Consider the following 13,659-nt stretch of genomic DNA (forward strand, 5'->3'; position numbering starts at 1 on the left):
TGCATTCCGGGAGACTATTCCTCCATTTTTCCAGCACTCACAAGGGCGGCGAAGACACAGTATTGGGTTTGTTGCTGATGGGCCGGCCCAAGAATACAGCCCGGCGCCAACAGCATGTGCCCGCGCCTCCAGCGGAGGCGTGAACTTGTTATCACTGCAGCTCGGCGCGCCTCATGCGGCTCGCAAGCTTTCTTTCGGACGCAAATTCTGGTTCATGCGGAACAGGTTCAGCGGGTCGTAGCGCTGCTTGATTTCCAGAAGCCGTCGATGGTTGCCACCATAGGCCGCTTCGACCCGGTCGACCTCGTCCTCCGGCATGAAGTTCACGTAGGCGGTGCCGGCGGCATAAGGTTTGGCCGCCTCGTAGATTGAACGAGCCCAGTCGGTGCAAGCCTTGTCCATGGTGGGTTCGCGCCAGCGGGCGTGAATGTTCATGACGAAATGCGAACTGCGCTGTGGGAACGCCGTTGCATCCGCCTTGACGCGACCTGCCGCGCCGCCGACATGGCCGATAAATATCTCGCATTCGGGTCCCGGCAGCTTGGCTATTGCCCCCGTTACGACCGCAGCCGCCTCCTCGGAAAACTCGGTGAAGTCATGGCTCTTCCAGTAGTTGCGGGCGCCGGGCGTGAGCAGTGGGTCGAATGCCTGCTGCCAGCCGGTGAACGGGCTGGGGCCCACGACATCGGCAATCGGCGTGCCGATGGCTCGAAGTTTTTGCGTCGCCTTTTCGCCTGCCTCGATGTCGCCGCAATAACACATGGCCAGAACCAGAACCTCCTTGCCATGCCATTCCGCGGGCAGGAAGGGCAGCGGCGGCGCCTGCCGCATGACTACCCAGCAGGTCAACTCGTCAGGAGCGGTTTCGAGCGCCTTGCGATACTCCCGCAGCACCTTTTCGGCATCGGCGAAGGGATGGACGACAAGCCCTGCCAGCACTTGCGGTCCAAACTCATGGAGATGGAACTCGAATGCCGTGACGACGCCGAAATTGCCGCCGCCGCCGCGCAGCGCCCAGAATAAATCGGGATTTTCAGTCTTGCTGGCCCGGAGCAGTTTGCCGTCGGCGGTGACCACATCGGCGGAGGCAAGATTGTCGATGGTCAGGCCGAATTTGCGGGTGATCCAGCCGAAGCCGCCACCCAGCGTCAGGCCGGATATGCCGGTGGTCGAGTTGATTCCGGTCGGCACCACCAGCCCGAAGGCCTGCGTCTCCTTGTCGACATCGGCAAGCGTCGCGCCAGGCCCGACCCATGCCCGCCGCCCAGCGACATCGACCCGCACCGATTTCATCAATGACAGATCAATCATCAGGCCACCATCGCAGACCGCACTTCCGGCAATGTTGTGGCCGCCGCCGCGCACGGAGACGAGAAGCCTGTTCTCCCTGGCGAAATTCACGGCACTGACGACATCGGAAGCGCCGACGCAGCACACGATCAGCCCGGGCAGCCGGTCGACCGTGGCATTCCAGACGGTCCGTGCTTCGTCGTACGCGGCATCGCCTTCGCTCAGCATTTTGCCGCGCAATTGTGCCGAAAACGCTTCCAGGGCTGCGGCGTCGATTGTCGTTTTTCCGCGTTCAAGCGTGGTGAGGCTCATGGTGTTCATGGTTTCCTCCCGATTTGCAGATGAGCTGTCCTCTCCCAAAAGACGTTTTTACTGTGCGCTTATATTAGCTATCGCGCAAGTTTCGCGTCGGCCAGCGTTGCGACTCGCAAGCGGGGCACATGGTGCCGCCAGCCGGCGATCTCAGCCGTTTTGCGCGCGCGACCTTGCACCCTCGGCCGCCAGGATGCCGATCATGCTGATGCGAATGTGAGCGAAGCAGCGTAGCGCTATCCCACTCCTCAGGCCGGTTCGCGCTTCAGCGCCTGCGCCATGCAGTGGATGCCACCGCCGGTCTTCGAAATCTCGCTCATGTCGACGGCCGCGACTTCGAAACCGCGCGCCTTGAGCTGACCGATCAGCGCCTGGCTGGAGGTCGGCGCGATCACCCGGTCCCTGCCCAGCGACATGAAGTTGCAGCCGAGCGCCATCGTATCCTGGAACGGCACGTCGATGATCTCGTGGCCCTTGCCCTTCAACCAGTCGACAATGCCGGGTTCGGTGCAGGCGAGGCAGACAGCGGTCAGTTTTTCGGCGATCGGCACCACCATCAGGTCGATATGGACGTAATATTCGTCGATGAAGGCGATGCGGGTTTCCCAACCCTCCTTGTCGAACCAGGCCTGTACCTGGCGCGCACCTTCCTCCTGCGTGCGGGCGCCGCCGCAGCCGATCAGCACGACGCCGTCCTCGATGACGTTGAAGTCGCCGCCCTCGAACGTGCCTGCGGTGACCATGTCGTAGATCGGGATGCCGAGCTTTTCGTAGGTGCGGATCGCGGCATAGTTCTCGCCGCGCCGCCACCAGTTGGCCATGGCGGTGATGAAGGCGCCGTAAGGCGTCATGACGCTGGAATCGCGGGAATAGACCTGCATCGGCAGCTCAGGCGTCGGCTCGTGCCAGTGGATGTTGACGCCGAAATGCTCGTAGGCGGCGACCAGGTCCTTGTGCTGTGCCTGGGCGATCTGGACGTTGCAGGGCGCCTCGCGCAGATGCTTGCGCGACAGCGAACTGGTCGACAGATGCCGCAGGAAATTGGGCGAGCCGAGCAGGACGTCGGTTAGCACGTCGGTCTCGTTGGCAAAGCCCCAGGCGGTCAGCGGCTTGGTGCCGCCGGCTGGGTTGCGGCGCTGCAGCGAAAACGGCTCGGCGACAATGCGGTCATGAACGGTCATGGGGTTCTCCTCGTGATCAGATCGGCGGTCATTTGGCTTGGGGAATGCTCGGTATCCACCAGTCGCGTCCGCGCGGGGTGGTGACATATTCAGGCCAGCGAAAATGGATAGGCGGCTCGTAGTCACAGAGCGGGGCGATCCAGTTCGAGCCGCCGATTCCGCCGCCGGTGCGGGCGACGAATTCATTCATCGCCGCATCGCGGGCGGTCTGGTCTTCCAGCAGGCGGAGCGCCGCCAGCGCGACCGTCTTGGACGCGCAGATGACCATCGGGTCGATCGTCGCCGAAATGCCGCCCAGCGCATTCATCACCCATGCCGGATAGGGGTAGCCGGTCTCCGAACGCAGCGCCGGGCGGGCGACATAGAACCGCGCTGTCGGCGTATGCCAGCTCATGTCGGTGTAATCGTCGGAGGTCGAATTGACTTGCGAGGGCGGCAGATCGCGGCGCAGGATCGCTTCCGCCGCCTGCGGCTCGATCAAGCGCTCGAGTTCTTCGATGAACGGCTCGTCGCTCGCCATGCGCCCGGCATTGACCTGTATTTCGCGGGCAACTGCCTTGGCGTCCTCGTCCCAGCGCGGCGGCCCAGCCGTCGACAGCGCTTCATAGGCGATTTCGGCCATGGCATGGTTGGCAAGTCCCGGTCGTGACTTCGACACCCAATGCCGCTCATGGCGGCAGCCGCTCATGCTGGCAGCGGCCTCGGCATTGCGGTCGAGCACCGCGGTGACCTGCTCGGCCATGGCAAGCGTCGGCACGCGGATCATGTACTGGATCTCGGCCAGCCCCGCCGGCAAATTGTCGGCGGTTGCTTGCCCCGCCGTCAGGATCGCTTCGCTGATCGACCAGCCGCCCTGGTGCGGCAGCATGGAATCGCGCAGAGCCTTGGAGGCCATGTACATCATCATCAATGCGTCGTTGGCGCCGGGGGCGCGCGCCGCCGAATGTGCTTGCGGAATGGGTGCAGCACCCGCAGCCAGCGCCCAGCGCTCCGGTTGGTCGCAGATGAAGCGATAGATCATCGCGTAGGCCGCGCCGCAATGCGTGTCCCAGCGCGCCGTGTTGCAGAGCGGCAGCATGTAGAACGGATGAAAGGAGATCATGCCGGCAAGGCCGTCATAATAGCCCTTGGCGGCATGGATCGGCTTTGACCCGCGCACCTTTTCCGCCGGCTCGCCGGTGAAGCGCAGCGTGCCTGATATGCCGTGGCGCTGCATCGCCGCCTTGGTCGCCAGCAGCCCGCCGAGGCTCGAAATCCCGAGGCCGGAATGCGGGTCGGTGTGGCCGCCGGCCTGGTTGCCAAGTCCCCGGCGCGGACGCTCGACCGTAGCGGCATCCTGGCAATTGCCCGGCACCGCGTCGTATTCGGCGTACATGCCGATGGTCGGGCCGGGGCCGTTGGTCCAATGCGCGCAGAAGGCGGTCGGCATGCCGGCGGAGCCTTCTTCGACGGAAAAGCCTTCGAGTTTCAGCCGCTCGACATACCAGGCGGCTGATTGATACTCCCGCCACGCGGTCTCGCCGTAATCGAAGATGGTGCGTGTCCACGCGGACAACAACGGCTGGATGCCGTCGAGACAGGCAAGGGCGGTTGCTTGCGCCGAGGTGGCCACCGGTTTCTCCATGGCATGAGAAGAAAGCAGTGAAGCGGGTCGCTAAAAAGTGATATGTTTTCCCGGTTCGTGCAAATTCGGTTCACCTGAGGTTCCTTGCGTATACCATCGACACAAGCGCTGCGCGCGCTCGACAGCTTCGCCCGCCACGGCAGCGTCTGGCGCGCCGCCGACGAGTTGCACCTAACCCGCAGCGCTGTTAGCCATCAGCTTCGCCTGCTGGAGCGCGACCTCGGCTTCGACCTGCTCGAACGCATCGGCAAGGGCGTGGCGTTGACGCCGCGCGGCCAGCGCTACGCCAGCGATGTGCGCAAAGCGCTCACCGTTCTGGGCGACGCGGTGACGCGCGATGCCGGCACCGGAGTCGGCGGCTCGTTCGCCGTCAGTTGCACGCCCGGCTTCGCCTCGCTGTTCTTGTGCACCCATATCGGCGAGTTCCGGCAGATGTATCCTGACGTGGCGCTGCGCATCCTGACGCCGCGCCGGCTCGACGATGTCAGCAATGCCGATGCCGATGCCTTCATTGCGTTTGGTGTCGGCAATTGGCCGAACCGGGCGGTCGAGCCGCTCTGTGAAATCTCGTTCACGCCGCTCTGCAGCCCGACACTGCTCAACAAGGTCGGTGGTTTTTCCCGGCCGTCGGACGTGCTGCGCGCCAACCTGCTGCATCTCGATGACACCGAGGATTGGGCGCGCTGGCTGGCGCTGTCCAAGGTGGAAAACCCCGACATTGAGGGCGGCATCTTCTTTTCGGACATGAACCTCGTCTTTTCGGCGGCGATTGCCGGCCAGGGCATCGCCATGGGCGACGAACTGACCAGCCGGCGGGCGCTGAGCGAGGGCCGGCTGGTCAGGCCGTTCGACATAGCGATCAAGTCGCCGCGTTCCTATTTCCTGGTCTCCGAACACGCCAAGGCTTCGCATCCGGTGCTGGAAGCGTTCGCAGGATGGCTGCGGTCGAAACTCCAGGAGAACCGCATTCTGCCGTATTGAGGGCAGGTGGCGACATCTCGCCATAGATGAATGGAATTTGCCGATCACGCGAAAACTATTCGGTTGCGGTGAGCCGGCACCCTGCCTACGATTTCGACAAGCGTTAGGGAAAGGGCAGTATGCAGCAACCCGGCCGTGCCGCAGAGATCAAGGCAATCGGGATCGGCAAGAGCTTCGGCTCATTCCGTGCGCTGGACAATCTGTCGCTCGATATCGGCCGTGGCGAGTTCCTGACCCTGCTCGGGCCGTCCGGTTCGGGCAAGACCACCTTCCTGATGATCCTTGCCGGCTTCGTGCAGCCGACCGAAGGCAAGCTGTTCAGCGACGGCGTCGACATCACCGACCGGCCGGCCGAGCAACGTGCCGCCGGCATGGTGTTCCAGGGCTACGCGCTGTTCCCGCATATGAGCGTCGAAGCCAACATCGCCTTCCCACTCAAGGTGCGCAAGAAATCGGCCGCCGACATCAAGCGCCGCGTCGGCGAGATGATCGAGCGCGTCGGCCTCAAGGGCCACGAGAAAAAACTGCCGGCGCAATTGTCAGGCGGTCAGCAGCAGCGTGTGGCGCTGGCCCGCGCGCTGGTGTTCGAACCGGGCGTGCTGTTGCTCGACGAACCGTTTTCCGCGCTCGACAAGGGCCTGCGCGGCCAGATGCAGGCCGAGATGAAGCGGCTGCACCAGGAGACCGGGACCACCTTCGTCTTCGTCACCCACGACCAGAGCGAGGCGCTGGCGCTGTCGTCACGCGTTGCCATCTTCAACCACGGCAAATTGCTGCAGGTTGGAGCGCCCGACGAGGTCTACGACCGGCCGGACAACCGCTTCGTCGCCGAGTTCCTCGGCGAGATCAACATGCTGCCGCTGAAGGGGGTCAAGCCTGCCGGCAATGGCTCGACCGGCCTGTGCGAGGACCGCGCGGTCAGCATGGGCTGCAAGGCCGAACTCGTGCGCGGCGATGCCATCCTGGCGATCCGGCCCGAATACATGTCGATATCGAGCGAGGCGGCAGATGGTGAGAATGGGATCGCCGCTACCGCCACCAACTCCACCTATCTCGGCGCGGCAACGCGGCTCGACCTGACGACGCGGCAAGGCGCCAAGGTCACGGTCTCGGTGCCGAGCGAGGTGGCTGCCGCGGCGTTGAGCAAGGGCAACTCCGTCTGGCTCACCTGGCCGGCGGAAAAGGGTTTCCTCCTTCCGCATGGAGGGCAATGACGAACGGTGTGGCGAGATATCGCAGCACCGATTCCGGCACTATCAACAACAAAAAAGGGGAACTGACATGACACATGATACCAAGAAACAAGCCATCGAGAGCCTGTCCGCCAGGGCAGGCCGCGGTGAGATCTCGCGCCGGCAGTTCACACAGTTGGCGGCACTCGTGCTGGCCGGCACGCCGATGCTGCTGCGCTCGACAGGTGCCTTTGCGCAGGCCAAGGAGCTGGTGCTGGTCAACTGGGGTGGCGATGCCATCACCGCCTACGATGCCGCCTATGGCCAGGCCTTCACCAAGGACACCGGCATCACCGTCAAGATGGACGGTTCGGGTCCGACCGAAGGTGCCATCGCCGCGCAATTCAAGAGCGGCGCGCCGACCTGGGATCTCGTCGATGTCGATCCGTTCTCGGCCATCACGCTCGGCGCCCAGGGGGCTCTCGAGCCGATCGATTACAACATCGTCGACAAGAAGAAGATGCGGCCCGGCTTTGGTTGGGAATACGCCGCCTCGACCTATTTCTTCTCCTATGTCATCGCCTATGATTCCGAGAAGTACGGCAAGGACGCGCCGACCGGCATGGCCGATTTCTTCGACGTGAAGAAATTCCCCGGCAAGCGCTCGCTCTACAAATGGGGCGTGTCGAGCTGGGAAGCGGCGCTGCTCGCCGACGGTATCGCGCCTGCGTCGCTCTACCCGCTCGATCTCAAGCGCGCCCATGACAAGATCGCCGCCTTCAAGGAAAACGTCGTTGCCTATTGGGGTGGCGGCGCCGAAAGTCAGAGCGTGCTGCTCAATGGCGAGGCCTCGATGGCAATCGTCTGGTCGACCCGCGCTTCACTGATCGAGCAGGATAGCGGCGGCAAGATCAAGTTCATCTGGGACCAGGGCCTGATCTCGCCCGGTGCGCTCGCCGTGCTCAAGGGCAATCCCGGCGGCAAGGACGCTGCGATGAAGTTCATCGCCAGTGCCCAGGACCCTGAAAAGCAGCTGGTCATGTTCGACAAGCTCGGCCAAGGTCCTGCAAACCCGGCGGCAGACGCGCTGATCCCTGCCGACAAGAAGCGCATCAACCCGGTCGATCCCGAGAACATGAAGAAGCAGATCGCGCTCGACATGGACTGGTACGCCAAGAACTACGGGCCGGCGCTCGACGAATACACCAAGATCATCTCGGCCTGATCAGGGCAGGGGTAATCGGGTCGACATGAGATCCTATCTCTCCGACAGGATGGGCGCGGCGCTGTTGATGGCGCCGCTGCTCCTGTTTCTTGTCCTGGCCTATGCCTGGCCGTTCCTCGGCGTCGTCAAATGGAGCTTCACGCTGCCGACGCCCGGCCTCGGCCAGTATGAGGCGCTGCTTACCGACGATCTCGTGCAGTCGGTGTTCATCCGCACGCTGCGCATCGCGGCGGTCGTCACCGTGGTTTCGGTGGCCGCTGCCTACGCCATCACCGTCGTCTGGGTGCGTGGAACCCCGGCACAGCGCCTGGTCGCCGAGTTCTGCATTCTCGTTCCCTTCTGGATTTCCGTGCTGACCCGTGCCTTCGGTTGGGTGGCGCTGCTCTCCAATCGCGGCCTGATCAACAGCTGGCTGCAGGCGATCGGCTTCATTTCCGAACCGTTGGCGCTGGTGCGCAACGAATTCGGCGTCATCGTCGGCATGACGCATTTCCTCATTCCTTTCGCCGTCTTCCCGCTGGCATCGGCTATGCGCAGCCTCGACGACCGCGTGCTCCTGGCCGCGCGCGGGCTCGGCTCCAGCCGCATGCGCACCTTCTGGACAGTGTTCGTGCCGATGACGCGCTCCGGCATCATCGGCGCGGCGATGATCGTGTTCGTCTTCTCGCTCGGCTTCTTCGTCACGCCGGCGATCCTCGGTGGCGGCCGCAGCGTCATGATCGCCGAGCTGATCTATCTCAGGATCTTCCAGAGCCCGGACTGGGGCCTGGGGGCGGCGATCAGCGTCGTGTTGGTGCTGTTCGTCGGCGCGCTGATGGCGCTTTTGTTCCGATACGTCAGACCGAAGCAGTTGATCTGATGCCGACCTACCGCCCCGGTCCCGTCTCGCTGATCATCGCCGCCCTCGTGGCGCTGTTCCTGCTGATGCCGCTGCTCGCCGTCATCCCGGTGTCGCTGACGCCGAGCCGCATGCTGGCGATGCCGTCGGGCGAACTGTCGCTGCGCCACTACCGGGCGCTGGTCGAGGACCCGCGCTGGCTCCAATCGATCCTGCTCTCGATCCGCATCGGTGTCGTCAGCAGCGCCTTTTCAACCGTGCTCGCGCTGTGCTTCAGCCTCGGCGTCTGGATGTTCCAGCCCCGCTTCACCGCGGCCCTGGTCGGCTTCGTGCTACTGCCGATGGTGGTGCCGCCGGTGGTCTCGGCGATCACGCTCTACTTCCTGCTGACCTCGATCTCGGGCTTCAGCACGTTCTTCGGCTATGACACATGGCTCGGCGTCGCCATGGCGCATTCGGTGATGACGGTGCCCTTCGCCACCGTGCTGATGCTGGTCTCGCTCAGCCAGCTCGACCGGCGCATCGACCTTGCCGCGCGGGGCTTAGGGGCCACTGTGTGGGAGCGCGCCACCCGCATCATCATGCCCAACATCAAGTTCGGCATCATCACAGCGGCACTGCTCTCCTTCGTGCTGTCGTGGGAAGAAATCGGCGTCACCCTGTTCATCACCTCGGTCAACGCCATCACCCTGCCGAGGCTGATGTGGATGGGCCTGCGCGACAACATCGACCCGGCGATCGCCGCGCTCTCGGTGATCCTGATCATCATCACCGTGCTGGTGCTGGCGGTGCGCAGTTTCGTGGCCAGGCAGCGCGGAGCCTAGACAAACCGCACCGAGACGCGGCCAAACCGGCCGAGATCGCCGGTGACTTCGTCGCCTGCCTCGACGCTTATCGGCGTCACGCAGGTGCCTGTAATCACCACCTGTCCCGGTTGGAGCGCTATGCCCAGGCCCGACAGCTCGTTGACGAGCCAGGTGAGCGCGATGCGAGGATCGCCCAACACGGCCGCTCCCGATCCGTTGTGCTGCGACTTTCCGGAAACGAAAGCGACCACGGGGTGCTTTGCAAGGTCCACGCCGCGCCAGTCGTCTTCCGCCGCCTCGCCGATGACAAACAGATTGGCGCAGGCATTGTCCGCAATGAGCTGCGGCGCCCCGACGGCGCAGAAATCGTCATAGCGTGAGTCCGGAATTTCGATCGCCGGGTGCAAGGTCGCCACGGCTTTCATCACTTCGGCGATTTCATAGGGCGCAGGACGAGGCGGCAACTCGCGGCCGAAGCGGAAAGCGAACTCGATCTCGGCCACGCGCATCTTGCTCGTCGCCAGCGAAACGGTCCCGCCGACCTCCACCGCTTTTTCGGCCAGGAGACGTCCGGCCATCGGCCTGTCGACGTTGATGTGCCTTTGTCCGGCCAGACTGGTCGCGGCAATCTTCCAGCCGAAAAGCGAGGCCGCCGAGCGATCTATGACATGCGACTGGATGGCGTAACCTTCGAGCCGTGTTTGTGGGCGCAACGCCTCAGGTATGGCGCCGAGACGGGTGCCCTGGTCCCAGTGGCCTACCAACAACCGCGAGGCAGCCCTGGTCTTTTCTGGATCCAACATCATCAGCTTCCGAAATTGCTTCGTGGATCGTCATGCGACCCTGTATCGAGCGAGAATATGTAACCAGGAATCGAGAGTCCATGTTCACGGCGCGGTGCCCGCGGACGATGGTGTTGGCAAAGTCGCCCTTTCGAGATCATCGGCATCCATCATTCCGATGACGAATCGCCATCGCCTCCGCGCGTCGAATGGCTATATTTGTCAGAACACGCAGAACGCGGACAGCTTCCGAAAAGCAATAATCGGCAGCGCAGGAACTGGAGGAAAAGACGATGACCGCGCCAGGCGATTTACAGCAGGCACTGTTTCTCAGGCTGAAAAGCGATGCATCGCTGTCGGCCTTGCTGGGCGGCGCCGGACTGCTCGAACGGCCAACCGACAATGCCGCTTTTCCGTACGTGACCTGCGGCCAGACCTCCGCTTTCGACTGGGATACGGGCACCGAGAACACCGACGATCAGTTGATTACGCTGCATGTCTGGTCGAAAGCCCATGGCGACGCCGAAACGCTTGCCATCATGGCCGCCATCCAGGCGCGCCTTGCCGACGCAGCATTGGTGATTGGCCCTCGCGGCCAGACACGACTGTCGCTGGAATTCGCCGAAGCCCGCCATGACGAGGATCTGCTCGTCCATCACGGGCTGCTGCGTTTTCGCGCGATAACGCAGGAAAATGCCTGATGCGCTTTCAATATGGTCAAAACCGAGTCTAGACTGGACTTTCGCGGGATTTCACCTGTTCGAGGCGGTGAAATTCCAGGTTGATTGTCTCGCGTTGCAGGGGTGTGGCGAGGATGTTTTCAGCGGCATTCACCGTTCATTTCACGTTCAGCACCGATACGTTACAACGCCGGTCATGAAAACGCTTCGCTCCCACTTCCGAATCGCGACACTGGCGCTTTGTGCTGCCGGGCTGTTCGCGTCGCGGGCGATGGCGATGCCGGTCATCGCGCCGCCCGACCTGGCCAGTCCGATCGTACTGGCGGCGTCCGATTGCTACGCCATCGGCCAGCAGGTGGCCGAGCAGAATGGCGGAACGCTGGCCAAGGCCTCGCAATCGACGCGCGGCGGTCAGCCTGTCTGTGTCATCGTGGTGCTCGTTCCAGGCAAGGACGGACAACGTCCGCGCCGTTCCGAGATCGTCGTTCCGCTGAACTGACCCAATCAACCTTAGGCTACGTTTCCCAGGCCGCCGGAATCGGCCTATATCTGCCCCAGTCTTCAATCTGACAAAGCTCTTCAATCTGACCAAGCCCTTCAATCTGACAAAGCTCTTCAACAGGTATCGAACTCCGCATGCGTGTACTCGTCGTCGAAGATGACAAGGATCTCAATCGGCAGATATCGGATGCGCTGGTCGATGCCGGCTATGTCGTCGACCGCGCCTTCGACGGCGAGGAAGGCCATTTCCTTGGCGACACAGAGCCCTATGACGCGGTCGTGCTCGATATCGGCCTGCCGCAGATGGACGGCATAAGTGTGGTCGAGCGCTGGCGGCGCGGCGGCCGCAAGATGCCGGTGCTGATCCTGACGGCGCGCGACCGCTGGAGCGACAAGGTCTCCGGCATCGATGCCGGCGCCGATGACTACGTCACCAAGCCGTTCCACATCGAGGAGGTGCTGGCCAGGCTGCGGGCCCTGATCCGGCGGGCTGCCGGCCATGCCTCGTCCGAACTGACCTGCGGGCCGCTGCGTCTCGACACCAAGGCCTCCAAGGCCGATGTCGACGGCGTGCCGCTGAAACTGACGTCGCACGAATTCCGCCTGCTCGCCTATCTGATGCACCATATGGGCGAAGTCGTCTCGCGGACCGAACTGGTCGAGCATCTCTACGATCAGGATTTCGACCGCGATTCCAACACCATCGAGGTGTTTGTCGGGCGGCTGCGCAAGAAGATGGGCATCGACATGATCGAAACCGTGCGCGGCATGGGCTACCGCATGCGTGAGCCGGAGGCGTAACTCGGAACCGCTCAAACCAACCGCAAGGACGCCGCTTTCGCTGCGTTTGTGGCCGCGTTCGCTGACGTTCCGCGTTATCGCCTTTTCCACGGTCTGGGCGATCGTGACGCTCGTTGTCATCTTCACCTTGATCACCACCCTATACCGCCAGGCCAGCGAGCGCGGCTTCGACAGCCTGCTTTCGGCGCATCTGTTCAACCTGATCGGTTCGATCGGCATCTCCGATAGCGGGGCGCTGACTGGCGCGCCAGACCTCGGCGACCTTCGGTTCTCGGAGCCGAATTCGGGCTGGTACTGGTCGGTCGAGCCCGCTTCGGAGGGCGTGCATGGCGATCTCCACTCGTCGTCGATGACCACGACGATCCCATCACCGAGCGTTGCCGAGGTGCCGTTCAATGCCAGCTTTCAGCGCAGCTACGCAGCTGAAGGCATCGACGGCGAGCAACTCGAAGTTTTCGAGAGCGAATTCGTTCTCGACGCCAAGAACCGGGCCGCGCGTTTCCGCGTCATGGGCAACCAGAGCGAACTCGAACAGGAAATCGCTACCTTCCAGCGCCGCCTGCTGACCTATCTCAGCCTGTTCGGCGTCGGCATGATCGCCATCAACGCGATCGCCATCCTGCTCGGCCTGCAGCCGCTGCGCCGGGTCAGGAACGCGCTCGCTATGGTGCGCGAAGGCACCGCCCAGAGGCTCGACGGCCGCTTCCCGGCCGAGATCGAACCACTTGCCAACGAAACCAATGCCTTGATCGAAAACAACAGGCGCATCGTCGAGCGGTCGCGAACACAGGTCGGCAATCTCGCCCATTCGCTGAAGACGCCGCTGGCGGTACTGCTCAACGAGGGCCGCGCGCTCGGCGGTGCCAAGGGGCAGCTGATCGCGGAACAGGCCGCTTCCATGCAGAAGCAGGTCGAACACTATCTCCAGCGCGCCCGCGTCGCGGCACAACGCGACAGCGTCGTCTATCGCACGCCGGTGACGCCGCTGGTGCAGCGCATGGTGCGGGTTCTGCAGAAGCTCAATCCGCAGACAAATCTGTCGCTGTCGCTGCCGGCGGCCGAAATCGTCTTCGCCGGCGAGCGCGAGGATCTTGAGGAATTGCTGGGCAATCTCCTTGAAAACGCGATGAAATGGGCAAAGAGCGCGGTGCAGGTTTCGGTCGTGCCCTTGACCGGCAAGGACGACCCGGCCGGCCTGTTCGAGATCAGCATAGAGGATGACGGTCCGGGCATTCCCGAGGACAAGGCGCGCGAGGCTCTGAAGCGGGGACGGCGTCTGGACGAGACGAAGCCCGGAACAGGTCTGGGGCTGGCCATTGTCGCAGACCTTGTCAACGAGTATGGAGGCGTTCTGGCGCTCGAACGGTCCGGTATGGGCGGATTGAAGGCGGTGGTGCGATTGCGGAGCCTTCAGTGATGTTCACCAGGTCCAATCGACATAGAAGGACGGGAGATGTTATTGGCGG

At 63.2% G+C, this 13,659-nt stretch carries 13 protein-coding genes; 9 read left to right on the forward strand and 4 right to left on the reverse strand.

From position 1 onward, the window contains the following. Positions 1–171: 171 nt before the first annotated feature. The 3 genes from NP503_RS06420 to NP503_RS06430 form a co-directional block, all read right to left on the reverse strand. On the reverse strand, positions 172–1,611 hold the full coding sequence (locus NP503_RS06420) for an FAD-binding oxidoreductase (RefSeq protein WP_127272266.1): 1,440 nt from the start codon (positions 1,609–1,611) through the stop codon (positions 172–174). A 239-nt stretch (positions 1,612–1,850) separates the two neighbouring features. Then, the gene (locus NP503_RS06425; protein WP_127267591.1) at positions 1,851–2,783 is read right to left on the reverse strand and encodes a dimethylarginine dimethylaminohydrolase family protein; all 933 of its coding nucleotides are present in this window, start codon (positions 2,781–2,783) and stop codon (positions 1,851–1,853) included. A 28-nt stretch (positions 2,784–2,811) separates the two neighbouring features. After that, on the reverse strand, positions 2,812–4,407 hold the full coding sequence (locus tag NP503_RS06430) for an amidohydrolase (protein ID WP_164748712.1): 1,596 nt from the start codon (positions 4,405–4,407) through the stop codon (positions 2,812–2,814). An 84-nt stretch (positions 4,408–4,491) separates the two neighbouring features. Between NP503_RS06430 and NP503_RS06435 the strand changes: the two genes are divergently transcribed. From NP503_RS06435 to NP503_RS06455, 5 genes are all read left to right on the forward strand, one after another. After that, entirely contained in the window at positions 4,492–5,388 is an 897-nt protein-coding gene (locus tag NP503_RS06435; RefSeq protein ID WP_013532647.1) for a LysR substrate-binding domain-containing protein, read from the forward strand. A 119-nt stretch (positions 5,389–5,507) separates the two neighbouring features. Further along, on the forward strand, positions 5,508–6,602 hold the full coding sequence (locus tag NP503_RS06440) for an ABC transporter ATP-binding protein (protein WP_127267593.1): 1,095 nt from the start codon (positions 5,508–5,510) through the stop codon (positions 6,600–6,602). A gap of 67 nt (positions 6,603–6,669) precedes the next feature. Beyond that, positions 6,670–7,785, forward strand: a complete 1,116-nt coding sequence (locus tag NP503_RS06445; protein WP_023812803.1) for an ABC transporter substrate-binding protein — start codon at positions 6,670–6,672, stop codon at positions 7,783–7,785. A 25-nt stretch (positions 7,786–7,810) separates the two neighbouring features. Then, positions 7,811–8,644, forward strand: coding sequence for an ABC transporter permease (locus NP503_RS06450; RefSeq protein WP_127267594.1), 834 nt, complete (start codon positions 7,811–7,813; stop codon positions 8,642–8,644). Beyond that, positions 8,644–9,447, forward strand: coding sequence for an ABC transporter permease (locus NP503_RS06455; RefSeq protein WP_127267595.1), 804 nt, complete (start codon positions 8,644–8,646; stop codon positions 9,445–9,447). Before NP503_RS06450 ends, NP503_RS06455 begins: the two co-directional genes overlap by 1 nt. On the opposite strand, the gene NP503_RS06460 is transcribed toward NP503_RS06455, so the two are convergent. Beyond that, complete coding sequence (locus NP503_RS06460; RefSeq protein WP_127272267.1) at positions 9,444–10,232, reverse strand: 2-keto-4-pentenoate hydratase; 789 nt, start codon at positions 10,230–10,232, stop codon at positions 9,444–9,446. The two genes, NP503_RS06455 and NP503_RS06460, sit on opposite strands and share 4 nt — an antisense overlap. A 272-nt stretch (positions 10,233–10,504) precedes the next feature. Between NP503_RS06460 and NP503_RS06465 the strand changes: the two genes are divergently transcribed. The 4 genes from NP503_RS06465 to NP503_RS06480 all read left to right on the forward strand — a co-directional run bounded on the left by NP503_RS06465 (position 10,505) and on the right by NP503_RS06480 (position 13,610). Beyond that, complete coding sequence (locus NP503_RS06465) at positions 10,505–10,912, forward strand: DUF3168 domain-containing protein (protein WP_127269159.1); 408 nt, start codon at positions 10,505–10,507, stop codon at positions 10,910–10,912. 175 nt (positions 10,913–11,087) lie between these two features. Then, the gene (locus NP503_RS06470; RefSeq protein WP_127269164.1) at positions 11,088–11,390 is read left to right on the forward strand and encodes a hypothetical protein; all 303 of its coding nucleotides are present in this window, start codon (positions 11,088–11,090) and stop codon (positions 11,388–11,390) included. Between the two features lie 137 nt (positions 11,391–11,527). After that, the gene (locus NP503_RS06475; RefSeq protein WP_023812809.1) at positions 11,528–12,193 is read left to right on the forward strand and encodes a response regulator transcription factor; all 666 of its coding nucleotides are present in this window, start codon (positions 11,528–11,530) and stop codon (positions 12,191–12,193) included. Next, positions 12,177–13,610, forward strand: a complete 1,434-nt coding sequence (locus NP503_RS06480; protein WP_127269160.1) for an ATP-binding protein — start codon at positions 12,177–12,179, stop codon at positions 13,608–13,610. Before NP503_RS06475 ends, NP503_RS06480 begins: the two co-directional genes overlap by 17 nt. Positions 13,611–13,659: the final 49 nt, after the last annotated feature.

Source organism: Mesorhizobium sp. SEMIA396 (assembly GCF_024518615.1).
Lineage (GTDB): Bacteria > Pseudomonadota > Alphaproteobacteria > Rhizobiales > Rhizobiaceae > Mesorhizobium.